This is a genomic window from Sulfitobacter sp. M368, assembly GCF_025141875.1.
Lineage (GTDB): Bacteria > Pseudomonadota > Alphaproteobacteria > Rhodobacterales > Rhodobacteraceae > Sulfitobacter > Sulfitobacter mediterraneus_A.
Window position 1 is genome coordinate 1,950,979 of record NZ_CP081113.1, and the last position, 26,736, is coordinate 1,977,714.

General features: G+C 58.2%; 27 protein-coding genes and 1 tRNA gene. 15 read left to right on the forward strand and 13 right to left on the reverse strand.

The window, feature by feature from the left end; all coding sequences use genetic code 11:
- Window positions 1-50: 50 nt before the first annotated feature.
- Complete coding sequence (locus K3754_RS09810; protein WP_203211223.1) at window positions 51-1,265, forward strand: NADP-dependent isocitrate dehydrogenase; 1,215 nt, start codon at window positions 51-53, stop codon at window positions 1,263-1,265.
- Window positions 1,266-1,300: 35 nt separating this feature from the next.
- On the opposite strand, the gene K3754_RS09815 is transcribed toward K3754_RS09810, so the two are convergent.
- Window positions 1,301-2,113: a class II glutamine amidotransferase gene (locus tag K3754_RS09815; protein WP_259936889.1), complete on the reverse strand. Its 813-nt coding sequence runs from the start codon at window positions 2,111-2,113 to the stop codon at window positions 1,301-1,303.
- A 5-nt stretch (window positions 2,114-2,118) separates the two neighbouring features.
- Window positions 2,119-2,322 (reverse strand): DUF6356 family protein, encoded by a 204-nt coding sequence (locus K3754_RS09820; RefSeq protein WP_203211221.1) that lies wholly within the window; start codon window positions 2,320-2,322, stop codon window positions 2,119-2,121.
- A 119-nt stretch (window positions 2,323-2,441) separates the two neighbouring features.
- Between K3754_RS09820 and K3754_RS09825 the strand changes: the two genes are divergently transcribed.
- The 3 genes from K3754_RS09825 (at window position 2,442) to typA (ending at window position 5,239) form a co-directional block, all read left to right on the forward strand.
- The gene (locus K3754_RS09825; protein ID WP_203211220.1) at window positions 2,442-2,912 is read left to right on the forward strand and encodes an Lrp/AsnC family transcriptional regulator; all 471 of its coding nucleotides are present in this window, start codon (window positions 2,442-2,444) and stop codon (window positions 2,910-2,912) included.
- A 1-nt stretch (window position 2,913) separates the two neighbouring features.
- Window positions 2,914-3,249, forward strand: coding sequence for a multidrug efflux SMR transporter (locus K3754_RS09830; RefSeq protein ID WP_203211219.1), 336 nt, complete (start codon window positions 2,914-2,916; stop codon window positions 3,247-3,249).
- Window positions 3,250-3,421: 172 nt separating this feature from the next.
- Window positions 3,422-5,239 carry a translational GTPase TypA gene (typA, locus tag K3754_RS09835; protein ID WP_259936891.1) on the forward strand — a complete coding sequence of 606 codons (1,818 nt, stop codon included), beginning with the start codon at window positions 3,422-3,424 and terminating at the stop codon, window positions 5,237-5,239.
- Window positions 5,240-5,336: 97 nt separating this feature from the next.
- Here typA and K3754_RS09840 read toward each other — a convergent pair whose 3' ends face one another.
- The 3 genes from K3754_RS09840 to recA all read right to left on the reverse strand — a co-directional run bounded on the left by K3754_RS09840 (window position 5,337) and on the right by recA (window position 9,499).
- Window positions 5,337-5,624 (reverse strand): DUF1330 domain-containing protein, encoded by a 288-nt coding sequence (locus K3754_RS09840; protein WP_203211217.1) that lies wholly within the window; start codon window positions 5,622-5,624, stop codon window positions 5,337-5,339.
- A gap of 5 nt (window positions 5,625-5,629) precedes the next feature.
- Entirely contained in the window at window positions 5,630-8,287 is a 2,658-nt protein-coding gene (gene alaS, locus K3754_RS09845) for an alanine--tRNA ligase (protein WP_259936892.1), read from the reverse strand.
- Window positions 8,288-8,434: 147 nt separating this feature from the next.
- The gene (recA, locus tag K3754_RS09850) at window positions 8,435-9,499 is read right to left on the reverse strand and encodes a recombinase RecA (protein WP_203211215.1); all 1,065 of its coding nucleotides are present in this window, start codon (window positions 9,497-9,499) and stop codon (window positions 8,435-8,437) included.
- A gap of 202 nt (window positions 9,500-9,701) precedes the next feature.
- On the opposite strand from recA, the gene K3754_RS09855 reads away from it, so the two are divergent.
- The gene (locus tag K3754_RS09855) at window positions 9,702-10,295 is read left to right on the forward strand and encodes a gamma-glutamyl kinase (RefSeq protein WP_259936894.1); all 594 of its coding nucleotides are present in this window, start codon (window positions 9,702-9,704) and stop codon (window positions 10,293-10,295) included.
- 16 nt (window positions 10,296-10,311) lie between these two features.
- Here the strand turns inward: K3754_RS09855 and K3754_RS09860 are convergent, their stop codons facing one another.
- From K3754_RS09860 to guaB, 3 genes are all read right to left on the reverse strand, one after another.
- Window positions 10,312-12,552, reverse strand: coding sequence for an ATP-binding protein (locus K3754_RS09860; RefSeq protein WP_259943305.1), 2,241 nt, complete (start codon window positions 12,550-12,552; stop codon window positions 10,312-10,314).
- Window positions 12,553-12,717: 165 nt separating this feature from the next.
- Window positions 12,718-13,878 (reverse strand): RsmB/NOP family class I SAM-dependent RNA methyltransferase, encoded by a 1,161-nt coding sequence (locus K3754_RS09865; protein WP_259936895.1) that lies wholly within the window; start codon window positions 13,876-13,878, stop codon window positions 12,718-12,720.
- Window positions 13,879-13,928: 50 nt separating this feature from the next.
- The gene (gene guaB, locus K3754_RS09870; RefSeq protein ID WP_203212131.1) at window positions 13,929-15,377 is read right to left on the reverse strand and encodes an IMP dehydrogenase; all 1,449 of its coding nucleotides are present in this window, start codon (window positions 15,375-15,377) and stop codon (window positions 13,929-13,931) included.
- Between the two features lie 145 nt (window positions 15,378-15,522).
- On the opposite strand from guaB, the gene speB reads away from it, so the two are divergent.
- The gene (gene speB, locus K3754_RS09875) at window positions 15,523-16,482 is read left to right on the forward strand and encodes an agmatinase (protein ID WP_259943309.1); all 960 of its coding nucleotides are present in this window, start codon (window positions 15,523-15,525) and stop codon (window positions 16,480-16,482) included.
- A gap of 61 nt (window positions 16,483-16,543) precedes the next feature.
- Here speB and K3754_RS09880 read toward each other — a convergent pair whose 3' ends face one another.
- The 3 genes from K3754_RS09880 to K3754_RS09890 form a co-directional block, all read right to left on the reverse strand.
- Entirely contained in the window at window positions 16,544-17,020 is a 477-nt protein-coding gene (locus K3754_RS09880) for a hypothetical protein (protein ID WP_259936897.1), read from the reverse strand.
- A 231-nt stretch (window positions 17,021-17,251) separates the two neighbouring features.
- On the reverse strand, window positions 17,252-17,473 hold the full coding sequence (locus K3754_RS09885; protein ID WP_259936898.1) for a hypothetical protein: 222 nt from the start codon (window positions 17,471-17,473) through the stop codon (window positions 17,252-17,254).
- A 179-nt stretch (window positions 17,474-17,652) separates the two neighbouring features.
- Window positions 17,653-18,360: an ATP-binding protein gene (locus tag K3754_RS09890; RefSeq protein WP_311201421.1), complete on the reverse strand. Its 708-nt coding sequence runs from the start codon at window positions 18,358-18,360 to the stop codon at window positions 17,653-17,655.
- Between the two features lie 68 nt (window positions 18,361-18,428).
- Between K3754_RS09890 and K3754_RS09895 the strand changes: the two genes are divergently transcribed.
- From K3754_RS09895 to K3754_RS09930, 8 genes are all read left to right on the forward strand, one after another.
- A complete protein-coding gene (locus K3754_RS09895) occupies window positions 18,429-18,992 on the forward strand; it encodes a hypothetical protein (RefSeq protein ID WP_259936899.1) in 564 nt (187 codons plus the stop codon).
- Window positions 18,993-19,117: 125 nt separating this feature from the next.
- Complete coding sequence (locus tag K3754_RS09900) at window positions 19,118-19,345, forward strand: hypothetical protein (protein WP_259936901.1); 228 nt, start codon at window positions 19,118-19,120, stop codon at window positions 19,343-19,345.
- Window positions 19,346-19,451: 106 nt separating this feature from the next.
- Window positions 19,452-21,500 (forward strand): ASKHA domain-containing protein, encoded by a 2,049-nt coding sequence (locus tag K3754_RS09905; RefSeq protein ID WP_259936902.1) that lies wholly within the window; start codon window positions 19,452-19,454, stop codon window positions 21,498-21,500.
- An 81-nt stretch (window positions 21,501-21,581) separates the two neighbouring features.
- Window positions 21,582-21,655, forward strand: a tRNA-Gly gene (locus K3754_RS09910).
- 288 nt (window positions 21,656-21,943) lie between these two features.
- Entirely contained in the window at window positions 21,944-22,240 is a 297-nt protein-coding gene (locus K3754_RS09915) for an antibiotic biosynthesis monooxygenase (protein WP_259936903.1), read from the forward strand.
- Entirely contained in the window at window positions 22,240-23,130 is an 891-nt protein-coding gene (locus tag K3754_RS09920; RefSeq protein WP_259936904.1) for a sulfurtransferase, read from the forward strand. The genes K3754_RS09915 and K3754_RS09920 overlap by 1 nt, the downstream gene beginning before the upstream one ends.
- A gap of 100 nt (window positions 23,131-23,230) precedes the next feature.
- Window positions 23,231-23,746 carry a GNAT family N-acetyltransferase gene (locus tag K3754_RS09925; RefSeq protein WP_259936906.1) on the forward strand — a complete coding sequence of 172 codons (516 nt, stop codon included), beginning with the start codon at window positions 23,231-23,233 and terminating at the stop codon, window positions 23,744-23,746.
- 74 nt (window positions 23,747-23,820) lie between these two features.
- Entirely contained in the window at window positions 23,821-24,204 is a 384-nt protein-coding gene (locus tag K3754_RS09930; RefSeq protein ID WP_259936908.1) for a GFA family protein, read from the forward strand.
- On the opposite strand, the gene K3754_RS09935 is transcribed toward K3754_RS09930, so the two are convergent.
- Window positions 24,205-24,600 (reverse strand): MerR family transcriptional regulator, encoded by a 396-nt coding sequence (locus tag K3754_RS09935; RefSeq protein WP_259936910.1) that lies wholly within the window; start codon window positions 24,598-24,600, stop codon window positions 24,205-24,207. It abuts the gene before it with no gap.
- Between the two features lie 81 nt (window positions 24,601-24,681).
- Between K3754_RS09935 and K3754_RS09940 the strand changes: the two genes are divergently transcribed.
- Window positions 24,682-24,936, forward strand: coding sequence for a zinc ribbon domain-containing protein (locus K3754_RS09940; protein ID WP_203211203.1), 255 nt, complete (start codon window positions 24,682-24,684; stop codon window positions 24,934-24,936).
- On the opposite strand, the gene K3754_RS09945 is transcribed toward K3754_RS09940, so the two are convergent.
- Entirely contained in the window at window positions 24,937-26,556 is a 1,620-nt protein-coding gene (locus K3754_RS09945; RefSeq protein ID WP_259936912.1) for a long-chain-fatty-acid--CoA ligase, read from the reverse strand.
- Between the last annotated feature and the right edge of the window lie 180 nt (window positions 26,557-26,736).

Below are 26,736 nucleotides of genomic sequence, written 5' to 3' on the forward strand. Positions count from 1 at the left end.
TCTGGGCTATGGCCTGCCTCAAAGATACCCAATACCAAAGGAACCGATCCATGACGAAGATTAAGGTAGAAAACCCCATCGTCGAGCTTGATGGTGACGAAATGACCCGGATCATCTGGGATTTCATCAAGAAAAAGCTGATCACGCCCTATCTGGATGTGGATCTGAAGTATTATGACCTTGGCATTCAAGCCCGCGACGAGACCGAAGACCAGATCACCATTGATGCCGCAGAGGCGATCAAGAAGTATGGTGTCGGTGTCAAATGCGCGACCATCACACCCGATGAGGCTCGGGTAGAGGAATTTGGCCTCAAGAAGATGTGGCGTTCGCCCAATGGCACAATTCGCAACATTCTTGGCGGTGTGGTGTTCCGCCAGCCGATCATCTGCAAGAACGTGCCGCGCCTTGTGCCCGGTTGGACCAAGCCGATTGTCATCGGGCGTCATGCCTTTGGCGATCAATACCGCGCCTCCGACATGAAATTCCCCGGCCCCGGAAAGCTGACGATGAAATTTGTCGGTGAGGACGGTACGGTGATGGAGCAGGAGGTCTATGACGCCCCTTCTTCCGGTGTTTACATGGGGATGTACAACCTCGACAGTTCGATCATTGATTTTGCGCGTGCCTCATTGAACTATGGTTTGAATATTGGGTGGCCGGTCTATCTGTCCACCAAAAATACCATTTTGAAACAATACGATGGCCGCTTTCTTGAGTTGTTCCAGAAGGTCTATGAAGAAGAGTTCGAGGCCCAGTTCAAGGAAAAGGGCATCACCTATGAGCATCGCCTGATCGACGACATGGTTGCCTGCGCGATGAAATGGAACGGCGGCTTTGTCTGGGCCTGCAAGAACTACGATGGCGATGTGCAATCGGACACCGTTGCCCAGGGCTTTGGCTCGCTTGGGTTGATGGCTTCGCAGTTGATGACCCCCGACGGAAAAATCGTTGAAGCCGAGGCGGCGCATGGCACAGTGACGCGCCATTACCGCCAGCACCAAAAGGGGGAAGAAACCTCCACCAATTCCATCGCGTCGATCTACGCCTGGACCGGCGGCCTCAAGCATCGCGGCAAGCTGGACGACAACGCGGCTCTGACCAACTTTGCCGAAACGCTCGAGCGGGTGGTCGTGGACACCGTCGAAAGCGGGCAGATGACCAAGGATCTGGCCCTGCTCGTTGGCCCGGATCAGGGGTGGCTGACCACCATGGGGTTCCTAGAGAAAATCGACGAAAACCTGAGCAAGGCGTTGGCAGGGTAAGAAACAATGGGCCGCAGAGTTGCGGCCCTTATCGTTCAGACGGCACGCAGTTCCGGCGTTTGGGCCTGCGCGTAGATGGGCGCAAAAGGCTCAATCTTGACCTCTGTGGCGGTGAACCGGCAAAAGCTGCCCTTGGGCACTTCGATCCAATTGCCGAAGGCTGTGTCGTAGGGTTCTGAGACCACCGACCAGCCCTGCCAGTCATCATTCCACTGATAAAACATCGACGGGGCAAGATCGTCGGAGGCATAGCGCAGTGCGTAAAGCGTTACCCCGTCCGAGAACCCTGCCGCCATGCGCATATGTGGCCCCTGCCCTGATCGCAGGGAACGGGCCTCAAACGCGCCAACGGCGGCTTGCATGGCGGCTTTTGGGTCGTGGTCCAACCCCATGCCGCAGGCCACCAGAAACAACGCTTCGCTGTCGGTGGCGCCCTTGCGATGGGCATAAAGCGCGTCAGGGATCATCATGTCGGCGTCCTTGCGAAAGCTGTCAAAGCCGCCCACTTGCCCGTTGTGCATGAAAGACCACTTGCCCTGCACAAAGGGATGGCAGTTGTTGCGGCTGGTCGCGGTTCCGGTCGAGGCGCGAACATGGGCCAGAAACAGACGCGCGCGCACTTGTTCGGCCAATGATTTCAGGTTTGCATCCGACCAGGCCGGATAGACATCCCGGTAAAGGCCGGGATTGGGATGTTGGTCATACCAGGCCAGCCCGAAACCATCCGCGTTGATCGCGGTTTTGCATTTGCTGGCCTCGCGGGACTGCTGGATCAAGGAATGATCCGGGGCGGTCAGGATTTCGCTTAGAAACAGGGGTTTGCCCTGCCACGCCGCCCATCTGCACATAGAGATCAGCCCCGGTTGCAGGTGCGCTCATAGAGCGTCTTGATGATCCCGCTGGCGGTCTTTTCACACAAGGCAGGCACAAAGGCGTGGATCAGCGCCGCACCCGCCGCAGCGAACAGCAGGCCAGAGAATTTCAGTGCGAAGAGCATATGTTCAAGGAAAGTTTCATCCACTTTGGCCGGATGGTCGAGGAAAAGACGTGCGATCATGAGGGGGCTCCACGTTGAATTTGCGTTTGCCCAATGTAACCGCAGTGGCCTGTGCATTTTTCCCAAAGTCTGCGCCAATTTTCTTGATCACGTGAAATTTTCCCGTGATACTCGGATTTATGGGATCAATTGACGACATAGACCGGAGAATACTTGCCGAATTGCAACGCGATGCGGGCAAATCACTGGAATCACTGGGTGAGGTCGTTGGCCTGTCGCGCAATGCCTGCTGGCGCCGGATCAAGGCCATGGAAGACAGCGGGCTGATCCGGTCGCGGGTGACGCTGCTCGATCCGGTGCAACTCAACCTTGGTCTGACGGTATTCATGCAGATCCGCACCAACGCCCATGCGCCCGATTGGCTGGATACCTTTTCCAAGGCCACCCTTGGCATGCCGGAGATCCTGGGTGTGTACCGGATGACCGGGGATCTGGACTATCTGATACGGGCCCGCGTGGCGGATATGGCGGATTACGATCGTCTTTATCAGGCGCTGATCCGCAAGGTGCCATTGTCCGATGTCTCGGCCAGTTTTGTGATGGAAGAGATCAAGGAAACCACGCAACTGCCCGTGCTTAGAAGGATTTGACATGCCCGTTCACTATATATGGCTGATTGTTGCCATCGTTACCGAAACCCTTGGCACCACCGCACTGCAAGCCTCTCAACAATTTTCGCGGTTCTGGCCATCGGTGGCGGTCGTGCTGTTTTACGGGCTGTCGTTCTATTTCATGGCGCTGGCGCTCAAGGTGATGCCAGTGGGCATTGTCTATGCGATCTGGTCTGGCCTCGGGATTGTCCTGATCGCGGGGATCGGCTTTGTCCTGTTTGGTCAGAAGCTGGATCTGCCCGCGATCTTGGGGCTGGGCCTGATCATCTCTGGCATCGTTGTGATCCATCTGTTTTCCGGCAGTCAAACCCACTGAACCGCGCAGGACCGTCGGGCCGCCGGGCCGCGTTGTGAAAGGCCCGTTGCGCTATGACGCTGCGGCAAGTGGATGACAGCGGGCAACAGCCCGCCGAGTGATCCGCTTTTGGGCTGGCCTTTGTCCCGCCTGCACGTTAGGGGGCAGCAACTTTGACACAAAGGCTGATCCCATGGACCTGCGCAATATCGCAATCATCGCTCACGTTGACCACGGCAAAACCACGCTGGTGGACGAGCTTCTGAAACAATCCGGTACCTACCGTGAAAACCAGGCCACCACCGAACGGGCCATGGACAGCAACGATCTGGAGCGCGAACGCGGCATCACGATCTTTGCCAAGCCGACTTCGGTCGAATGGAAAGGCACACGTATCAACATCGTGGACACCCCCGGCCACGCCGACTTTGGCGGCGAGGTTGAGCGGATCCTGTCGATGGTGGACGGTGTTGTCCTGCTGGTGGATGCGGCTGAAGGCCCGATGCCCCAAACCAAATTTGTGACCTCCAAGGCGCTCAAGCTGGGTCTGCGACCGATCGTTGTGATCAACAAGGTCGACAAGCCGGATGGCGAACCGGACCGGGCGCTGGACGAATGTTTTGACCTTTTTGCCAGCCTTGATGCGACAGACGAACAGCTGGATTTCCCGACGATGTACGCCTCCGGTCGCGCCGGTTGGGCCGATCACGAACTTGACGGCAAACGCGAGGGTCTGGACGATCTGTTCCAGTTGATCCTGGATCACGTCCCTGCCCCCAAGCAGATCAGCGAAACCGACAAGCCGTTTACCATGCTCGCAACAACTCTGGGCGGTGATCCGTTCCTGGGGCGGTTGCTGACGGGGCGTGTTGAATCAGGCACGTTGAAAGCCGGCCAAACAATCAAGGCGATGTCACGTGATGGCTCCTTGATCGAAAACTTCCGTTGCACCAAGATTCTGGCGTTCCGTGGTCTGGATCAAACCGCAATCGATGTGGCCGAAGCGGGCGATATTGTCTCCATTGCTGGGATGACCAAAGCCACCGTGGCCGACACATTGGCCGACCAATCGGTCAGTGAGGCGATCCCGGCGCAGCCGATTGACCCGCCCACCATCACCGTGACCTTTGGCATCAACGACAGCCCGCTGGCGGGCCGTGACGGCAAGAAAGTGCAGTCCCGCGTGATCCGTGAACGTCTGTTGAAGGAAGCGGAATCAAACGTCGCGATCAAGATCAGCGACACGCCGGGCGGCGATGCCTTTGAGGTTGCGGGCCGCGGCGAATTGCAGATGGGCGTTCTGATCGAAAACATGCGCCGCGAAGGCTTTGAACTGTCGATCTCGCGTCCACAGGTTCTGTTCCGCGAAATTGATGGGGTTCGCCATGAGCCGATTGAAGAGGCCACCATCGACGTGGATGACGAATATTCCGGCGCCGTGATCGAAAAGATCACCGGCGTGCGCAAGGGTGAGCTGGTCGAGATGAAACCAGCCGGCGCCGGCAAGACCCGCATCGTGGCCCATGTGCCATCGCGTGGCTTGATCGGTTATCACGGTGAGTTTCTGACCGACACGCGCGGCACGGGCGTGATCAACCGGGTGTTCCACGAATGGGCACCGCACAAGGGGCCAATTCCGGGCCGCCGTGCAGGTGTTCTGATCTCCATGGAAAACGGCACATCGGTGGCCTTTGCCCTTTGGAACCTCGAAGAGCGCGGCAAGATGATGATCGGTGCACAGGCCGATGTGTACACCGGCATGATCATTGGCGAGCATTCGCGCGAGAACGATCTGGAAGTGAACCCGCTGAAGGGTAAAAAGCTGACCAACGTGCGGGCCTCTGGCACCGATGAAGCGGTGCGCCTGACCACGCCAAAGATCCTGTCGCTGGAAGAGGCGATTGCCTATATCGACGATGATGAGCTGGTGGAAGTGACGCCAAATGCGATCCGTCTGCGGAAGCGTTACCTGGATCCCCATGAGCGCAAGCGCATGGCAAAAGCGGGCTAAATCAGGTTCCGGTCGCTTGATGCGACCGGACCGCAGCGGGGGGCCAGCCCCCCGCACCCCCCGGAGTATTTAAGGCCAGAAAGGTTGGAGACAGGCGTTATTCGTTGGTCTCGATGATCATCAGCTCGCGCTCCGAAGCGCCGCGGGCATGGTTCAGTGCCGCCTGATAAGCCTCTGAGTGGTAACATTTTTCTGCGGTTTCCACGTCGGGGAACCGGGCCACGACATTACGCGGCCGTTCCTTGCCTTCAAGCTGAACGAAACGGCCGCCACGGGCGATAAACTCGCCCCCGTGTTCGGCAATGGCGACGGTCGCGCCTGCGGCGTATTTCTTGTATGCCTCTTCGTCGGTGACGGTGACATGTGCAATCCAAAGTGCGCCCATGGGTCTTATCCTTTTATTGTGTTTTCGGCAGCGGCGATGGCCGCTTGCGCGTTGTCGGCGCTTTTGCCGCCGCCTTGTGCCATATCGGGGCGGCCACCGCCGCCCTTGCCGCCCAATTCGGCCACTGCCGCCTTGACCAGATCAACGGCAGACAGTTCGCCCTTGAGATCATCGGTAACGCCTGCGGCCACAGCCGCCTTGCCGCCCGCGTCGGCAATCAGCAGCACTGCGCCGGAGCCCAGCTGAGCCTTGTGTTCATCAACCAGCGCAGGAAGATCCTTGCCGGTAACACCGCTGAGCACCTGGGCGATGAATTTGACGCCATTGACCTCGCGCACGTCTGGTGCTGCGCTGCCGCCGCCGGACATCGCCAATTCGCGGCGCAGCTGCGCCACCTCGTTGGACAGCGCCTTGCGTTCATCCATCAGGGCGCGGACGCGGTCTGGCACATCTGTTGTGGCTGTTTTGAGGGTTTCTGCGACGCGGGAGAGCGCGGCCTGTTGATCGCGCAGCCAGTTCAACGCCTCGGCCCCGGTCAGGGCTTCGATGCGGCGCACGCCGGCGCTGCTGGCGCTGTCGCCCAAGAGGACAAAGGCGCCGATATCGCCGGTCTGGCGCACATGGGTGCCGCCGCAAAGCTCCAGTGAATAGGTGGATTTGTCCGTGCCTTTGCCGGAGCCGTCTTGCCGCCCCATGGAGACCACGCGCACCTCGTCGCCGTATTTCTCACCAAAGAGCGCCTGCGCGCCGAGAGCGCGGGCATCGTCCGGTGTCATGATGCGGGTTTCCACCGGTGTGTTCTGGCGGATGTAGTCATTCACTTCGCGTTCCACGCCAGATAGCTCTTCCGGGCTGAGCGCCTTGGCATGGGAGAAGTCAAAGCGCAGCCGGTCAGCGGCATTGAGCGAGCCGCGCTGCGAGACGTGATCGCCCAATGCGCCGCGCAGGGCTTCATGCAGCAGGTGCGTGGCGGAGTGATTGGCGCGGATGGCGGTCCGGCGGCTGTGATCCACCTCGAGAACGGCGGCTTGACCGACTTCAACTTCGCCTTCTAAAACCTTGCCTATATGGGAGAAAACGCCGGCGGTTTTGCGGGTATCGGTGATCTCTACCCGGCCCGTTTCGGTGCGGATTGTGCCGCTGTCACCCACCTGACCACCGGATTCTGCATAGAATGGGGTCTGGTTCAGGGCGATTTGCACTGTGTCGCCTTTGCCTGCCTTCTCGGTCAGATCGCTGCCTTGCACAATCGCAGCGATCTGGCCCTCGGCGGTTTCGGTGTCATAGCCGAGGAAATCCGTGGTGCCGTGTTTGTCCGCCACATCGAACCAAACCGTGGCATCTGCCGCTTCGCCCGAACCGGACCATGCTGCGCGCGCCTTGGCTTTCTGCTCGGCCATTGCGGTGTCAAACCCGTCTGTGTCCACAGCGCGGCCCTGTTCGCGCAGGGCATCTTGGGTCAGATCCAGCGGGAAGCCGTAGGTGTCATACAGTTTGAACGCTGCCGCGCCCGGCAAGGCGGCGCCCTCTTCCAAGGTGCTTACCTCGTCTTCGAGCAGTTTCAAACCGCGCTCAAGCGTTTGTTTGAAGCGGGTCTCTTCGAGCATCAGGGTCTCGGTGATCAGTGCCTGCGCCTGTCCAAGCTCTGGATAGGCCGAGCCCATCTGGCTTACCAATGCGGGAACCAGTTGATGCATCAGCGGGTCTTTTGCTCCGAGCAGATGCGCATGACGCATGGCGCGGCGCATGATCCGGCGGAGGACATAGCCGCGTCCGTCGTTGGAGGGCATCACGCCATCGGCAATCAGGAAGGAGGTGGATCGCAGGTGATCAGCGATCACACGGTGATGCACGTTGCCGCTGGTGAACGGATCCATGTGCAGCGCATTGCCGCTGGCCTCAATGAGGGCGCGCATGGTGTCGGTCTCGTAATTGTCGTGTTGGCCCTGTAACAATGCGCCAATCCGTTCCAGCCCCATGCCGGTGTCGATCGACTGCATCGCGAGCGGCTTCATGGAGCCGTCTTCAAATTGTTCGTTCTGCATGAAAACGATGTTCCAGATCTCGATGAACCGGTCGCCGTCTTCCTCTGGTGTGCCGGGAGGGCCGCCAGGGATGTGATCGCCGTGGTCATAGAAAATCTCGGTGCAGGGGCCGCAGGGTCCGGTTGGTCCCATACGCCAGAAGTTGTCGTCGGTGGCGATGCGGATGATCCGGTCATCGGGCAGGCCGGCGACCTTCTTCCAGATCTCGGCGGCCTCATCGTCGGTGTGGTACACCGTGACCAACAGGCGCGAGGCGTCGATGCCAAAGTCCTTGGTCAATAATTCCCAGGCAAAGGCGATGGCCTCGGCCTTGAAATAGTCGCCAAAGCTGAAGTTGCCGAGCATTTCAAAGAAGGTGTGGTGGCGGGCGGTGTAGCCGACATTGTCCAGATCGTTGTGTTTGCCCCCTGCCCGCACACATTTTTGCGCGGTGGTGGCACGGACATAGTCGCGCGTTTCAACCCCGGTAAAGAGGTTCTTGAACTGCACCATGCCGGAGTTTGCAAACATCAAAGTCGGGTCGTTGCGCGGCACCAATGGGCCGGATGGCTCAATCGCGTGGCCCTGTTTGCCGAAATAGGACAAAAAGGTGGAGCGGATCTCGTTCAACGTCTTCATGGGTCAGGCCTTCCGGGGCAAAAATCTTCCTTTTCAAATAGCCGCGCAAGGGAGGGCTGTCCACAGGGCCACCCATGAAAAAAGGGCGCAACTCAATGCTGCGCCCTTCTTGCAAAATATGATGCACGGTCCGGCCCGCGCTTTGCCTCAGGCTTCGAGGATATCGTCGTTTTCGGAGCCCTCGAAATCCAGCCCATGGGCGGCGCGGATTTTATCCTCGATCTCGCGGGCCATTGCCTCATTTTCCTTGAGGAAGGTCTTGGCGTTTTCGCGGCCCTGCCCGATCCGTTCATCCCCGTAAGAGAACCACGAGCCGGATTTATCGACCACGCCTGCCTTAACGCCCAGATCCAGCAGTTCGCCCATCTTGGAGATGCCTTCGCCATACATGATGTCGAATTCGACCTGTTTGAACGGCGGTGCAACCTTGTTTTTCACGACCTTGACGCGGGTGGCGTTGCCGACAACCTCGTCGCGGTCTTTCAATGCGCCAATGCGGCGGATGTCCAGACGGACGGAGGAATAGAACTTCAGCGCGTTGCCACCTGTCGTGGTTTCGGGAGAGCCGAACATCACGCCGATCTTCATCCGGATCTGGTTGATGAAGATCACCATGCAGTTGGAGCGCGAGATAGAACCGGTCAATTTACGCATTGCCTGGCTCATCAAGCGAGCCTGCACACCAACAGAGCTGTCGCCCATGTCACCCTCAAGTTCGGATTTTGGGGTCAGGGCGGCCACAGAATCCACCACGACCATGTTCACCGCACCGGAGCGCACCAGCGTATCAGTGATCTCAAGCGCCTGTTCACCGGTGTCGGGCTGCGAAATCAACAGCTCGTCAATATCGACGCCCAGCTTGCGGGCGTATTGCGGATCCAGCGCGTGTTCCGCATCCACAAAAGCACAGACGCCGCCGTTCTTTTGCTGCTCTGCCACGCAGTGCAGGGTCAATGTCGTTTTACCGGAGCTTTCCGGCCCGTAAATTTCAATGATCCGCCCCATCGGCAGACCGCCAATGCCGAGCGCGATGTCGAGACCAAGCGAGCCGGTGGAGCTGGCTGTGATGTCCTGAACGGCGCCCTCAGCGCCCAATTTCATGATTGAGCCTTTGCCAAATTGCCGCTCAATCTGTGCCAGGGCGCTGTCCAGCGCCTTTTGCTTTTCCGCTGATTTCTTATTGTCCATTGTCAAAAGATCTGCCGTTGCCATTTGCCTAGCCCCTTAGTGTCATAGTGGCCTGCCTGCCGCAATCGCTGACCGGCCACCCTGTTTTGTTCTGCTAATGTTCCATATGGGACCAAAAAGAGAACATTTCAATCAATTTCTTTGCTTTGCTATCTTTTTCCGACTTTGGTTAAGGAGTAGTTTACATCTGATTGAATGATCTGATTTGCGAAGTGGAGAGCCGAAAGTGCTTGTTTTTGTTAAAGAACGTCTGGCGTTTTTGTCTGTTCCCAAAACCGGGACAACGGCCTATCAGGCGGCTTTGGCGGATCGGGCGGATATGGTGGTTTCGGATCCGCCGATGCTGAAGCATGCGCCGGTTTATCGCTACAACCGGTTCTTTCGGCCGATGTTTGACAAGGTGTGCGGAGTTGAGCTTGAATTGATGGCGGTCATGCGGGAGCCGGTATCGTGGCTGGGCAGTTGGTACCGTTATCGCCAGCGTCCCTTTATGGCGGGCAAGCCCAACAGCACGGCGGGAATCAGTTTTGATGACTTCGTTTTGGGCTATCTCAAGGGCAAAAAGCCGGGGTTTGCCGATGTTGGAAGTCAAGCTAACTTTTTGAAATCACAGCCGAATGGCACCGGGATCAGCCATTTGTTCCGCTATGAGGATCAAGACCGGTTGCAGGCCTTTCTGCAAGATCGGCTTGAGGTGCGTCTTGATCTGCAGCAGCTCAATGTCTCTCCTCCGATGCAGTTACATCTGTCCACATCGGTCGAAGACCGGCTGCGCCGCAAATGTGCGGAGGAATTTCTGCTTTACGATTCGATATCGTGATTTCTGGCCCTTGGCGTCAGTGCAGTTGCTGCCCCACCGTGTCTGTCAGCTCGCTCAGTGAAAAGGGTTTGGGGAGGAACACGGAGTTGGGGATTTTTGTCTGCGCCTCCGCAAGGCTGTCCTCGGCATAGCCTGACACAAAGACCACCCGCACGTCTGGCCGCACTTTCAGCGCTTCGCGCACCCAGCTTGGCCCGTCCATGCCCGGCATCACCACGTCTGTCACAAAGACATCAATGCTCAGGCTCGCATCTTCGAGGGTTTTAAGCGCGGCCTCGGCACAATCGGCCTCAAGCACGGTATAGCCACGCAAACGCAAGGCGCGGCTGGCAAAGGCCCGCACCGGCGCCTCGTCTTCGACCAGCAAGATAACGCCATCTTCGGTCTGGGCCCGCTGAGGTAGCGATTTGGCTGCCGCTGCGGGCTGCACCGTGGCGGGCAGATCCAGAACCGGGAAATAGAGCGCAAAGGTTGTGCCTTTGCCGACAATGGAATCGACAAAGATGAAGCCGCCCGATTGTTTGACGATGCCGTAAGCCGTGGACAGGCCAAGGCCCGTTCCCTCGCCCGTGCGTTTGGTTGTGAAGAACGGTTGAAACACCTTGTCACGTTTGTCGGGCGCAATGCCTGACCCCTCGTCGATGACTTTGACGGTGACATATTGGCCTGGCGGCACGGAAACCTGATCGCGGAGCAGCGGATCTTTGAGGGTGATGGATTCGGTAACAATCCGAATTTCTCCGCCCTCGGGCATGGCATCACGGGCATTGACCACAAGGTTCATAAGCACCTGTTCCAACTGCCTTTTGTCCGCCCGAATGGGTTGCAAAACCGGATCATGGCTGAGCGTGAGCGTGACCTTTTCGCCCACCAGTCGGTTCAACAGATGGGTCAGATCGGCCAAAGTATCGCGCATATCCAACGTCTCGGGCCGCAGGGTCTGTTTGCGCGAGAAGGCCAGCAATTGCCCGACCAATGCGGCGGCACGATTGGCGTTCTGGCTGATCTGGACAAGATCACCATAATCACTGTCGCCCTGATCATGGCGCAACAGCAGCAGGTCACAATGGCCAGAGATCGCGGTCAGAAGGTTATTGAAGTCATGCGCAACGCCGCCCGCAAGTTGTCCGATCGCTTGCATTTTCTGACTTTGTACAAACTTCGCCTCCAATGATTTCAGCTCAGTCGCGTCATGCATGACCGCGATCAATGCGGGGTTGCCGTCTTCGTTGATCGGGTTCAGCACGACTTGCACAAAAACCTCCTTGTCCTCGCGCCGAAGCCGCAAAAATTCGGATTTTTGCACCTTGCGACCGGCCAAAGTGTCGTTCAGCCAATCGGTGATGGAGCGCCCTAACCCTTCCATCAAATCAGACAGATGCGCGGTTTCGGACAGATTCACACCGACCAGTGTCTTGGCCATTTTGTTGAAAGATTGGACGGCCCCGTCCGGGGCGACCTTGATCATCGGAACGGGCAGATCATGGAAAGCCTGCCATCCCTGTTCGCCGGTTTGCAGCACATCGGGCGGCGGCAAAAGATAGATCGCCCGTCGGCCTGCCCCGGCCTGGATCTCAGCAACAAGCGCCTTTTGCGGACCGTCTGCGGTGGTAATCTCGGCCTGTGTGCCGGGCAGCAAAGGCAGCCGCGTGAACATCCGGTCAAGCGATTTGACACGCCCGCCCACCAGCCGCCGCGCGGCATCGTTCATGAACAGGATTGCATCGGTGCGTCCCACCATAACCATCGGCAATTGCTGGCCTTCTTGGGGTTGGCGTGGCGGTGTGCGGTCCGGTATCTGATCAATGCGCCAGACCAGACCGCCCTGCCCGATATCATGGACGCCGATGCGCATATGGCCGGTTTTGGTTACGATATCCTCATGGGCGGTTCCGGTGACGGTTGCACGCGATTGCAGGCGGTACAAAATGGCCTGCGGGCTGGCAAAAGTGCCGGACAAGACATTGGCAAGCGTGACATTATCGTCGTTCTTGAACATGCGCGTTGCGGCAGCGTTTTGCAGCGTGACAGTTCCATCCCGCGTGGTGACAAGACTGGCCACCGTGTCATTGGCGATAAAATCAGCCACGATATTGACCTTGCCAACGTCCTTTTTCATCCGGCGGGCATCCCGATAGGCACGCAGGCAGGCAAAGGCCAATATCGTCGTTGCAGCCGTGAGCAAACACAATGTCGCGATGCGGTGCGGCGCGATCACGGCCAATACAGCCAGCAACACGGACAGCACAACAAACATCCTGATCCGGCCCGCCGTGGGCGGCGGTTCCGTTGGATCCAATTGCGGTTTAGCGGTATTCAAGCCAGTCCCCCCAAACGAGTTCCGCTCGCATTAGGGGCACGAAGAGTTAATCGACGATTAACTATCGCTCATTATGCACCCCTGAGTTGCATACCGTGTCAATTAATCTTGCGTCAAGTGTGCTGTGTAGAACCCATCGCCGTCTGGACCAAGGTCAAACCGGCGGGAATAGGTCATGGACCAGCGCGGATGCCGCGCCAAAAACGCCTCGACCCGGTCTTCGTTTTCGGCCCGCAAGACCGAACAGGTGGCATAGGCCAACAGGCCGCCGGAGGACGTCAATGCCGCCGCCTTGTCCAGAATATCGTCCTGGGTTTGGTTGAGCCTCGCCAGTTGGTCCGCCGAAAGGGTCCATTTGCCTTCTGCCGCCCGCCGCCATGCGCCGGAGCCCGAGCAAGGCGCGTCGCACAGGACCACGTCGAACTTTTCGGATTGAACAGTTTGTTCGGTGGTTAAAGTCTTGATTTCAGCGCCCGCACGTTCCGCCCGCCCCGGCAAATCGGCCATACGGCGCGGGTCAATATCATGGGCAAAAATCTTGCGATCCGGGTCTGCTGCCATCGCCAGGGCCTTGCCGCCGCCCCCTGCGCAATAATCGAGAACGCGGCCAGCTGCGGGCAGTGCTGCCACAACCGCCTGACTGGCGGCGTCCTGCAGTTCGACATGTCCTTGGAGGTAGGCATTGGAATTGCGGATCTTGCGCGCGCCGTCGATGACAGTCAGGGCCGTGTCGCACAGGGGGTTATCAGCGGTGTCAACACCTTCAGCGGCCAGTGATGCCCGTGCCTGTTCACGGCTGGTCCTGAGGCTGTTGACCCGAAGAAAAACCGGTGCCCGGTCTTGCAGGGCAATGGCCACCTGATCTGCCGTTTCGCCAAGCGAGGATACAAAAGCAGGTATCAGCCAATCGGGCAGGTTCCATGTCATAGCCTGATCCGTCGGGGGATCCGGGAACATCCGTTCGTGGTCCGACAGCGGCGCAGCCGCATGGCCATCGCCGGTAAAAAGATCATCCAGTTTTGCACCCTGTTGATGCAGGACGCCGATCATCAAGGCCCGAGGGGTATCGCCTTGACCGTAGTGCGCCGCAGTGCGTCGGCAGCGCAGCACATCAAACACGTGATCGCGGATCGCGGCACGGTCTTTTGACCCGGCAAAACGGCTGCGCCGCGCCCAGCGGGTCAGCGCCTGTTCGGCCGCCAGCCCATCGGCCATATCCCCCAGTATTTCGATCGCAGCAGCAACCCGTGCACCCGGTGTCATGGCGCAATCACTACCTTAAATTTGCGTGATAAGTTGCTGTTCATAAGTGTTTATCCAATCCGGTAGTTCGGACTCTCTCGGGTGATCTGAACGTCATGGACATGGCTTTCTTTCAGGCCAGCGCCGGTGATCCGAACAAAGCTGCAATCCTTGCGCATCTCCGCCACGGTCGCACAACCTGTGTAACCCATCGCCGCGCGAAGGCCGCCAACCAACTGGTGCACAACCGCGCCCGCGCTGCCCTTGTAAGGCACCTGCCCTTCGATGCCTTCGGGCACCAGTTTGTCGCTGGCGGCGTCTTTCTGGAAATAGCGATCCGCTGATCCACGCGCCATCGCGCCAAGTGATCCCATGCCGCGATAGCTTTTGAAGCTGCGGCCCTGGTAAAGGATCACCTCTCCGGGGCTTTCATCGGTGCCCGCGATCATCGAACCGACCATGGCACAGGACGCGCCCGCCGCAATCGCCTTGGCAAAATCGCCGGAGAACTTGATGCCGCCATCGGCGATCACCGGAATGTCGCCAGCCGCCGCGGCGCAATCCATGATCGCGGTCAACTGGGGCACACCCACACCGGCCACCATACGGGTGGTACAGATCGAGCCGGGTCCGATGCCGACCTTGATCGCATCCGCGCCCGCATCAATCAGCGCCCGTGTTGCGGCACCCGTTGCAACGTTGCCCGCGACCACCTGCACTTCGTTGCTCAGGGCCTTGGCGCGGGTCACGGCATGGGCCACCCCTTCGGAATGGCCATGTGCGGTGTCGATCACGATCATATCCACACCCGCCTCGACCAGCGCCTGCGAGCGTTCAAAGCCTGCATCGCCAACAGTGGTTGCCGCCGCCACGCGCAGACGGCCCAGATTGTCCTTGCAGGCGGTTGGGTTCAGGACCGCCTGTTCGGTGTCTTTCAAGGTCAGCAAACCCGTGAGCTTGCCATCTTTGTCCGTCACCAGCAGTTTTTCGATGCGGCGCGATTTCATCAGGCTGATGGCCTCTTCACGGTCCGCCGGTTCGTGCAAAATGGCAAGGTTGTCCGTGGACATCATGACGCTGACCGGGGTCTTGTCATCGGAGGCAAAGCGCATGTCACGGTTGGTCACGATCCCGACAACCCGGCCAGAGCCATCCACCACCGGAAAACCGGTGACGTTGTAGCGTTCCTGCAAGGCTTTGGCGTCGGCCAATGTCTGATCGGGGGTCAAGGTAATCGGGTTGTAGACGATCCCGCTTTCGAAACGTTTGACACGGCGCACCTCGCGTGCCTGCTGTTCGATATCGAGATTGCGGTGCAGCACGCCCATGCCCCCGGCCTGCGCCATGGCAATGGCCATCCGGCTTTCGGTCACGGTGTCCATCGCGGAGCTGAGCAGCGGAATGTTCAGCGCAATGGATTTGGTCACAAATGTGCGTGTATCCGCCGTGGAAGGCAGAACGGAGGACGCCCCCGGAACAAGCAGCACATCATCAAAGGTCAGGGCCTCACGAATCTCCATCATACACCTCGGGTCATGGGTTCATTTGGCGGTTTGCTATTTCACGGATGGCCACAATTGGAAAGGGGCAATTGCGCCCTTGATCACGTGCAAGGTGCTTGCGTGGTTGGGCGTGCTGGTCAATGATCCGGGCAAAGGGGGCAATATGGCAGAACACGGATATGATGCGGGCAGGTTGAACCTGCCATTTGTGGGCATTTCGACCTTTGGCAAGCGCCCATATGAGCCTGATTGGGAAGCGCTGGATGCGGATGTGGCCGTGCTGGGTGCGCCGTTTGATGCGGGCACGCAGTGGCGTTCAGGGGCGCGGTTTGGTCCGCGCGGGGTGCGTGAGGCTTCGACCCTGTTCAGCTTTGGCCATGCCGGCGCCTATGACCATGAGGACGACGTGACCTATCTGCCCGGCGATGTGAACATCGTCGATATCGGTGATGCAGATATCGTGCACACCGACACCGAGGCCAGCCACCGGAACATCGAAATTGGCGTGCGGGCGATATTGGCGGCGGGCGCCCTGCCCGTGGTCATCGGCGGTGATCATTCGGTGAACATCCCCTGTATCCGTGCCTTTGACGATCAGGGCGACATCCACATCCTGCAAATCGATGCGCATCTGGATTTTGTCGATGTGCGCCACGGGGTGCGGCATGGACACGGCAACCCGATGCGGCGGGCAGCGGAAAAGGATTATGTGACGGGTTTGACGCAGGTGGGCATTCGCAATGTCAGTTCCACCTCGAAAGAAGGCTATGACGACGCCCGCGCCATGGGGTCCGATATCATCTCGGTGCGGCAGGCCCGCGAGTTGGGGCCGCGCGGGGTGCTTGGACATGTGCCCGCAGGGGCGCGGCTTTATGTGACCATCGATATTGACGCCTTCTGCCCCTCTATCGCGCCGGGCACGGGCACGCCATCCCACGGTGGGTTTCTATACTATGAGGTACTTGAGCTGCTGCAGGCGGCAGCTCAAAGGCATGAGATTGTCGGCATTGATCTGGTCGAGGTGGCGCCGGATTACGACCAATCGGGCAGCACCACGATCCTCGCGGCGCAGATTTTGCTGAATTTTCTGGGCTTTATCTTTCATGAGCGGAGCCAGTTTTAGAGCGGGAGACCAGGATCGGGACGAACAAGAAAGCCAGGTTGGTATGCTCTTGATCGGCCGGTCACTTCATCCTGTTCTGAGCAAGTAATGAGATTGCCTTCTGAAGCTCATTTTCATTCCAGAATTTGTTTGCGCCGTCTGGGTCAAATGGCTTACCGCGCCAGTCTTCCGAGACCCTAACCATGTGCCCACGTTTTTTGTTCAGCCAGATCATTGAGACCTGCCCAAGGTTTTCACCTTTGAGCTTCCCGCACTGAATAACATAGAGCCAAGCGCCACGGGGTCTTTTGAAGTCAGCGTAAGAGACTTTTCCCGAACAGTTTTTCCCAATCCGTTTGACAAAGCTGGCCATCACCGCCTGCACCGAGCGCGGGCTGTCTTCGATGATAACGATCCAATGGCGTTTTCGCCAGTTTGGGCCTGAGTTTCCCTTTGGCATAAGCTCATGAATGGTGAGCCTACGGCCTTTGTTCAAAGTGGTTTGCCTGTCATAGACGCTCTCCACCAAGGGGTCATTGACCGTTTGCCAACTTGGCATGGTGAGAGATCCGAGCTTGGACCAGTCTCTGCCAATTGGGTCAGCCCACGTGGCTGTGCAGGGAAGCAAGTAAAGGAACAGAAGCAACGCCTTGTATCTTGCAATCATCGAACATGTCCTTCTTTTTCGCCAAAGGTTGGCAGAATAGTGATAAAAACCTCCTTGTATAGCTGAGAGCGGCGCAATCAATCGCGAATAGGGTTGCAGACCGCTATGGGTGTGAAGACACGCTTAAGCGGGCCCGTTTAGATGCCCTACTTCCAAGCCAATGTAGCAGCGGTCAGGGCCTGGTATCTGCCGCCCTTGGCCAGGGGTCACCAGCAACATAAACCCCGGCAGCGGCGTGCGCATCACCCTGGCCATAAGGGTCAGCGGATCGCCCACAATCGGCAGCGAACTGCCCAGCAGCGACCAGCGGCCAAATCTGGCGTACCAGCGCTGTGCCCGGATCATTTGCCGATGGGAAAAGGGCAACCAGCGCTGCCACGGATTGCATTGGCAGCAGGGTCGCGGCAATCAGCGCGGCGCTGAAATAGGCCAATAAGGGCGATCAGGACGGCTCCGGGTGGCTGGGGCGTGGATAGCGCGCGGGCGGGCAAATCCCAAGGGCGGGCTGCCCCACCCATTTGAGATCAGCTTTGATCGGCGCCTATGTCCTGATGCACCACGACCTCAAACCCTTCTTCCGGCTGGGGCGGTTCAAAGAACTTGGCAAACTGATGAAACTGCGCCTCGGTCGCGGCAAAGGCATGATCGCCCTGCGCATTGCGTTTGCGCAGCCTTTTGAGGCACACCGCATCGGGCGGGTCCAACAGGTGCATAACATGGGCTGCGCCAGAGGTCCGGATTATTTCGCGCATCCACGCGCGGGTGCGCACCATATTGGCCGGATAATCCAGCACGACGGACACCCCCGCACTCAGCAGCCCGGTCACATGCGGCCCCATGATGGTTCGCAGATGGCGGCTATGGGCGATGTAATCATCCAACGTGTTGAGCTGACCGGGAAATAACGCCGCCAGCCATTCATCCTCCGAGATCAGAACGGTGCGGGGCGCTTGGCCCAACTGGTTGGCCAGTGTCGATTTGCCAGCGGCGATCTTGCCGCAAAGCATGTGCAGCGTTGGTATATGTGTCATGGTGAGAAAAACCTTGTGGAAGCGCAGCTTGCGCGTTGAAACATCAAAATCAGGAACCGACCCGGCCCGGCAGATCAGGCCGGGATGGTAATTCGCGCCGCACAGCGGGCGCATGGTTTTTGATGCAAGGTTTTCATAGGGCGTGTGATGGCGCATTGGTGGTGAAATGTCCAGATCAGGATCAATCGGAGCAAAACCCAAGCTGACTTGTCAACACACGCCAAACATGTTTTTTGCTAGGTAATTCGCGTTTTTAGGGAGGGCCAGCCATGGGGTTTCGCATTTGTTTTCTGGGAGCGAAGGCCAGCCCTGCGCAGGTCTTGAATGCCTTCGGACTATCGGCTGAACAGCTGTGCAGCGAAATGCCACAGGAAGAATGGTGGGTGGCTCAGATCAAGTCCTCTGGCTGGACGGTTTTGTGGAGCGAAGAGGAAACTTTCGGTCAAACCAAACTTGCAGAGATTGAGGCTTTTTCCGAAGATCACGACATCTGTCTGTGCGAGATCAACGAGACAACGATGTGGAGTTCGGCCACTTTCTGGAGGGGTGGGACAGAGCTTTGGCGGGTCACGCATGCCGGCGACGGGGACGACATTTTCCAGATCGAAGCGACCGGCGATCTACCTGATACATATGAATTGAGAAGATCTGCTTTGTTCAACGAACAACGCGGAGAAACAGGTGTCGATTTTGTTTTTGAGATTCCTGTTGAATTGATCGAAGAGCTAATCGGCTTCCGCTATGATAGTTACTTGGAGGCGAGCGAAGTCGATCAGTTCCATTGCTTGAATGCACCGGTCAAACAAAGTTTGTTGAGGAGACTCTTTGGTTGAATAAATGTTGATGGCCGCGGTGCTGCGGAATGCACCCTTGGTTTCGGATTTCTTGGATGACATGTGATGGCGGCCCAAAGATTGTTCTGCATAGTCCGGTATCAGATTTCCTTGTTCTTTCGCGCATGGTAGAGCAGTGGCTTTCGCAGCGGGCCAGCCTCATCGCGATATTTGGCGAAGGATGTGAAGCGCTTGAAGACCATGTGGATGCGTTGATCCTTGGGAGTGGGACCGCGCAAGACCGATTTATTGTGACGTCAAATCACAAAGACGAAGCCCTTATCGACGTTCTGGAATTCGTGGCGTGTTTCAACGGGCGCGATCAGGGCGAGATCATTCAAGTAAAGATCTAAAATCCCTCTCTAAATGACGGGTCTGGCCTGCTTTTTGCCGCAGGCTGGCTTTCCCTTCCGGTCTGCCTCGCTATGCTGCCCGCAAAGGCAGTCAAAGGTGCAGGCAATGAGCAGTGATCCTCTGGTGATTTTCACCCCATCCGGCAAGCGCGGGCATTTTCCGGTTGGCACCCCCATTCTGACCGCCGCGCGGCAGTTGGGGGTTGATCTCGATTCCGTCTGCGGCGGGCGCGGGATTTGTTCCAAATGCCAGATCACGCCAAGCTATGGCGAGTTTTCCAAACATAAAGTCACCGTGCGCGATGATGCCCTGTCCGAATGGAATGCCGTCGAACAGCGCTACAAGGACAAGCGCGGGCTGATCGACGGGCGGCGTCTGGGCTGTCAGGCGGCGGTTCAGGGCGATGTGGTGATCGATGTGCCACCAGAAAGCCAGGTGCACAAACAGGTGGTGCGCAAACGCGCCGAGGCGCGCGATATCGTCATCAACCCCACCACCAAGCTTTATTATGTCGAGGTGCAGGAGCCTGACATGCACGACCCTTCCGGCGATCTGGAGCGGCTGCGGGCCGCGCTGAAAGATCAATGGCAGCTGGAGAATGTGACCGCCGATCTGCATATCCTGCAGGTGATGCAACCGGTGCTGCGCAAGGGCAACTGGAAAGTGACGGTTGCCGTGCATCTTGGGGATGCCGAAAACGCCCCACGCATCATGGCGATCTGGCCGGGTTACTATGAGGGTACGGTTTACGGTCTTGCGGTCGATCTTGGCTCCACCACCATTGCGGCACATCTGTGCGATCTGGCCACGGGCGAGGTGATTGCCTCCTCCGGTGTGATGAACCCGCAGATCCGCTTTGGTGAAGATCTGATGAGCCGGGTCAGCTATTCGATGATGAATGCCTCTGGCGCTGATGAAATGACCCGCGCAGTGCGCGAGGGCATGAATGGTCTGTTTAGCCAGATCGCCACCGAAGGCGGGATCGACAAGGAATTGATCGTCGATGCGGTGTTCGTCTGCAATCCGGTCATGCATCACCTGTTCCTTGGAATTGATCCGTTTGAGCTGGGCCAGGCGCCCTTTGCCCTGGCCACCTCTGATGCGATCCGGTTGCGGGCGGCGGATCTGGGGCTGAACATTCACCGATCTGCGCGGGTGTACTTGCTGCCTTGCATTGCAGGCCATGTGGGCGCCGATGCCGCCGCCGTGGCGCTGAGCGAGGCGCCGGATAAATCTGAAGATCTGGTGTTGGTGGTGGACGTGGGCACCAACGCCGAAATCCTGCTGGGCAACAAGGAAAAGGTGCTTGCCTGTTCCTCGCCCACTGGCCCTGCATTTGAGGGGGCGCAGATCTCATCCGGTCAGCGGGCCGCACCCGGCGCGATTGAACGGGTTGAGATTGACCCCGCCACCAAGGTTGCGCGGTTCAAGGTCATCGGCTGCGATCTATGGTCCGACGAAGCGGGCTTTGACGCGGCCATTGCCACCACGGGTGTCACCGGCATCTGCGGCTCCGGTATCATTGAAATGGTGGCCGAAATGCGCATCCATGGTATCGTCGATGCGCCCGGTCTGATTGGCACGGCTGAACAGACGGGATCCCCGATGGTTTTCGCCGACGGGCGCACCAATTCCTACCTTGTTTATGACGGCACGGCCCAGGGCGGCCCCAAGATCACCGTGACCAACCGCGACATCCGCGAGATCCAGATGGCCAAGGCGGCGCTTTACTCCGGTGCGCGCTTGCTGATGGACAAATTTGGCGTTCAGAACGTGGATCGCATTGTGCTGGCCGGGGCCTTTGGCGCCCATATCAGCACCAAACATGCGATGGTTCTGGGCATGATCCCTGATGCGCCGCTGGACAAGGTGAGATCGGCGGGCAATGCGGCGGGCACCGGGGCACGGATTGCCCTGCTGAATCGCGAGGCACGGGCCGAGATCGAACAAACCGTGCGGGCCATCCACAAGATCGAAACCGCAATTGAACCCCGCTTTCAGGAGCATTTTGTGAATGCCTCCGCCATCCCCAATGCGGTGGAGCCCTTCCCGATCCTGAACAGCATCGTCACGCTGCCAAGCGAGACCTTTAACACCGGCGGCGGCGATGGCGGAGAGGCTGGCGGCGGCCGCAGACGGCGGCGGCGCGGATAAAATGAAGCGGCTGGAAATATCGGGCAGGCTGCTGGTCTGCCCTTGACGCCCCTGCCCGCCACGCATATTTCAAACCTGAGCGCGGGTATGGTGAAAAGGTATCACGGCAGCTTCCCAAGCTTTAGTTACGAGTTCGATTCTCGTTACCCGCTCCAAACCCTTCTCAAATTGCGCGACAAGTTCCAGTTGCGATGGCGCAACCGGTTTGTCACGTTCCTAATCATCGAAAACACTTGGCGGGCTCGGCCGATTTGCTGAACCATCCACCGGTGAAACACCACGGCTTTTGACCAGACAGCTCGGCTTCGTCAAAAATATTGATATATCCTAGTGTCTTATCCCAATGCCTGACCTTAGTCAGACAGGCCGTGCAGGATGTGCTATGCTCTTGAGATACGAGGCAGTCATACATCCAAGAGCCGTGCAACAAGGAGGACGGATGGATGATCATGCGCATATTTCAGGTATTGACCAAACCTGGCAAGGAGGAGGAGTTCGGACGCTTCTTCCACGAAACGGCAATCCCATTGATGAAAGGCACCAAGGGGATCGTGCAGGTGCTGCCCGGTGCGCCCCGGCCTGACTCCCCCAGAGAGTTCAGTTTCGTCATGGTGTGGGAAAGTCTGGACGCCTTGAAGGCATTTGTGGGCGATGATTACCAAAGCCCTCACGTCGATCCGGCAGAGGCCGAATTGGTCCAAGCACGAACGATCAAGCATTACGATCTGGTGGAAGGCTGATGGGCCGTTCTCTCAGGTATCCCGATGCCCTTGTCACGACCGGATGGCTCGCGGATCATTTGCATGATCCCGATCTAAGAATATTTGACTGCTCGACTGTTTTACAGTTCGAGGAAGGCGGAAAACGGCCCTATCGCGTGCTCAATTGCGCGGATGAGCATCGCGCCGGTCACATCCCCGGCGCGCATTATTTCGACCTTCAGCGGGACTTTTCCGAGGATGACAGTCCGTTTGGGATGACCTTGGCTGCCCCCGAAACCGTGGCCGCTGCATTCGAGAGCGCCGGCATAGGCGATGGCACGCGCGTTATTCTTTACAGTCGCAGAAGCCCATCATGGGCAACCCGTTTCTGGTGGATGTTAAGGTGGTTGGGATTTGATAATGCGTCCGTGCTTGATGGCGGCTTTGAAAAGTGGGTGGCGGAGGATCGCCCGCAATCCACTGACGCCAGCACTTACCCAAGAGGCAATCTTTCCGTCCGGCTAAGACCGGAGGTTTTTGTCGGCAAAGATGAGGTGCGTGCCTCAATCGGGAACCCGGCGACATGCCTGGTGAACGCGCTTGGTCGCGATGTCTTTTTAGGGGAAAATCCACGTTATGGAAGGCCGGGACGCATCCCGGGAAGCATAAATGTCCCGCAGGCCGAGCTGGTGGACCCGAAGACCCATGCCTTTTTGCCCCCCGAGAAAATATCGCATGCTTTCGAACGCGCTACGGGTCATGGGGCGGATCGGTATATCACCTATTGCGGCGGCGGTATTTTCGCCACTGTCGATGCGTTCTGGCTTCATCAATTTGGATATGACGATGTTGCGGTCTATGAAAATTCAATGAGCGAATGGGGCCCGGACGAAAGCCTGCCCATAGAGGCGGATCAAGCGACGGTCTAGCAACCTGAAAAACAGTCTTTCGCGATCAACACTGCCTTTTTGCCGGGGGCGACCCACGCTATGATCGCCTCACCCTAGGACCGCCAATAGAAAGCCCGTGATGCAAGACCTTACAACAGCACCCGTGTTGACCACGGCGCGGCTGATCCTGCGTGGACCGGACCGGGCGGATTTGCCAGCATTCACCCGCTTCATGACCAGCGCCCCGTCTATGGTCGCGCAGGGCGAAACCGGAACTCCGCAGCAGGCTTGGTTCGGTTTCATGGCCGGTGTTGGCCACTGGCATTGGCACGGCTTTGGCTTTTTCATGGTGGTCGAACAGAAAACAGGGCAGCCCGTTGGCCGCGTGGGATTGATCAAGCATTCAGATTGGCCCGAGATTGAGCTGGCCTGGCATCTGTTTGAAGGTGCTGAGGGCAAAGGTTACGCCACCGAAGCTGCGGTGGCCGTCAAATCATGGGCCCGCGAAAATCTGGGATTAACGCAGCTTTTCAGCTATATAGACTGCGACAATACAAAGTCGCAGGCGGTGGCGAAAAGACTGGGCGCGCAGACGGACGGAACGCGGGCGCCCCATGAACCAGAGGCTGAGATCTGGGTTCACGCGATGGAATGACCCTGCTGGCCGGCATGGCATCTCAGCCGGTCTTGTCCTATCCTGTGGCAGCAAGTTTCAATGGATCTCGGCAGATGAAACAGATTACCGGCGGATGTGCCTGCGCAAAGGTCAGGTTTGAGGCGGCGGGTCCGCCAGTGCGCGTGGGTCTGTGTCACTGTGTGGATTGCCGCAAGCATCACGGAGCGCTGTTTTATGCGGCAGCGGTTTTTCCTGTGACCTCTGTTCAGATCGAGGGGGAGACCCGCGACTACAACGGACGGCATTTTTGTCCTGTGTGCGGCTCGTCCGTTTTTGCCTGCAGCGGTGATGAGGTTGAGCTGCACCTGGGCGCGATGGATGCACCCGATCAGTTCACGCCAACTTATGAGTTGTGGTGCACGCGCCGCGCGGCGTGGTTGCCGCCCTTTGAACAGATGCAGCAGTTTGCCACGGGCCGTGAAGACGCAGGTTCTTGATCACTCCTTGGCGCGGCCTGTCATTTCATCCAGACCATCTTGCGGCGCGCGGTCCAGTGCGGCTTTGGTTTGTTCGAGCATTTGCAAGAACCGTGCGCCCGCCTCTTGCCGGCTTCGCACTTCGGCAATCTTGGTCTCCAGAAACCCCTGCCCGGCCTCGGTCTCCGGGGCTTGGGCCAGAAACTGCGCCAGAAACATGCTGATGTCGGCAATACTCAACCCTGCGGCCTGGGCATCGCGGATGACATCCAAGGTCAGCACCGCGTCTTCGGGATAAATCCGGTAGCTGTTGCCAGCCTCCGGGTCGACGTCTGAGCGGATCAAACCGTGGCGTTCATAAAACCGGATCGTATCTCGAGACACTTTTGCCCGTTTGGCCAGTTCACCGATGCGCATTTTTCCCTCAAAACCATTGACAGTGGTCCATGGTTTATAGAATGGTCCCAGCAGTGACGCAAGAGAGGAAGGGAGAAAACCATGTCAGGGAGTTGTCAAAGCTGCGGAATGCCGCTGTCCAAGGATCCGCAGGGCGGCGGATTGGAGGCCGACGGCAGCAAAAGCCAGACATATTGTTCCATTTGCTATGATCAGGGCGCCTTTCGGCACCCCGATGCAACAGTAAAGGAATTTCAGCAGCACTGCGTTGAAGCGCTGATGCGTTCGGGCATGCCGAAAGTGATGGCGTGGATGTTCACGCGCGGCATTCCCCGTCTGGAGCGCTGGAAAGCCTGATCAACCCAGCAGGATCTTGCCAAATTCATCGCGCAGGTTGCGTTTGAGCACCTTGCCCGTGGCGTTGCGCGGCAGAACATCGGTAAAGACAACGCGGTCCGGCACCTGCCATTTGGCAATCTTGCCATCAAAGAACGCCAGAACATCGGCCTCTGCCGGGTCGGCCCCTTCGGCCTTGACCGCGATCAGGATCGGGCGTTCGTCCCATTTTTCATGGGTCGCGCCAATCACTGCCGCATCGGCCAGATCAGGATGGGCAATTGCGATGTTTTCCAGCTCGACCGAGCTGATCCATTCACCGCCCGATTTGATGATGTCCTTGGACCGGTCGCGGATCGTCACATAGCCGTCTGCATCCATCGTCGCCACATCGCCGGTGTGAAACCAGCCGTTCTCAAGGGTTTCTTCGGTGCTGGAACGGAAGTAGCTGTCCACAATCCAATACCCGCGCGTGACCAGATCGCCTTGGGTGACGCCATCATGAGGCAGCGGCGCACCGTTCTCGTCGAGGATCTCCAGCTCCACCCCGTACACAGGACGGCCCTGATTTTCGCGCAGCTTGTGCTGCTCTTCCATTGGCAGATCGCCGTGTTTGGCCAGCGGGCGGTTCACCGACCCGACGGGTGACATCTCTGTCATGCCCCAAGCGTGAATGGTGTCGACATTGTATTCCTCACGGAAGGCGGTGATCAGCGATGGCGGACAGGCCGACCCCCCCACAACAGTGCGTTGCAAACTGGCCATCTTGGCGCCGGATTTCTTAGCCTCCGCATAAAGGCCCAGCCAGATCGTCGGCACGCCCAAAGCCACGGTCACTTTGAGATCTTCAATTAGCCCCAAAAGCGAGGGCCCATCCAAGCCCGGCCCCGGCATCACCATCCGCGCGCCAACCTGCGCACAGGCATAGGGTGCGCCCCATGCGTTGACATGGAACATCGGCACCACAGGAAGTACGATGTCAGCGGCAGAGAAGGAAATGCTGTCGGCGAAATTCACCGCAAAACTGTGCAAGACGGTGGAGCGGTGGGAATAAAGAACGCCCTTGGGATTTCCCGTTGTTCCCGAAGTATAACAAAGGCTTGAGGCGATGTTTTCATCCAGTTCCGGCCAGGAAAACTCCGGATCGCCAGAGGCCACGAGATCATCATAGAACTTCAGTCCCGGCAGCGTCTTTTCGGCTTCGGCGTCATGGCCTTCCATCAGAACGATGTGATCCAGATGCTCCAGCTTGTCACGGATCGCGGCCACCAGCGGCACAAAGGTCTTGTCGATGAACAGCACTTTGTCTTCAGCGTGGTTGAGGATGTAGACCAATTGTTCGGGGAACAGCCGCGGATTGATCGTGTGGCAGACAAAGCCGCCGCCCGAGACACCAAAATACAGCTCGAGATGGCGGCGGTTGTTCCATGCGATGGTGCCGCAACGGGCCTGGGGTTCCAGCCCCAAAGCGGTCAGAGCCGATGCCAATGCGCGGGCATTGCGGGCCACCTGCCCCCAGCTGGTTTCCTCGATGCCGCCACCGGTGTTGACCGAATGGATTTCCGCTTCGCCGTGATAACGTTCGGCGTGTTCGATCAGGCTGGAAATCAGCAGGGGTTTGGACATCATTTGACCAAGCATTCGGGTTCTCCTCCGTGAACTTTCGCGTCAGATTGAACAATCTGCCCCGGTCTTGCAAGCGCGGTCACTCTGCCGGGGGGGAAATGACGTTATGTCGTAAGGCGTTATCGGCTGGCGATCTGCGGGGCATCGGGGGCCAGGTGATGTTGCCCTGAACGTGCATCTGTGTAGAGGTAGCGC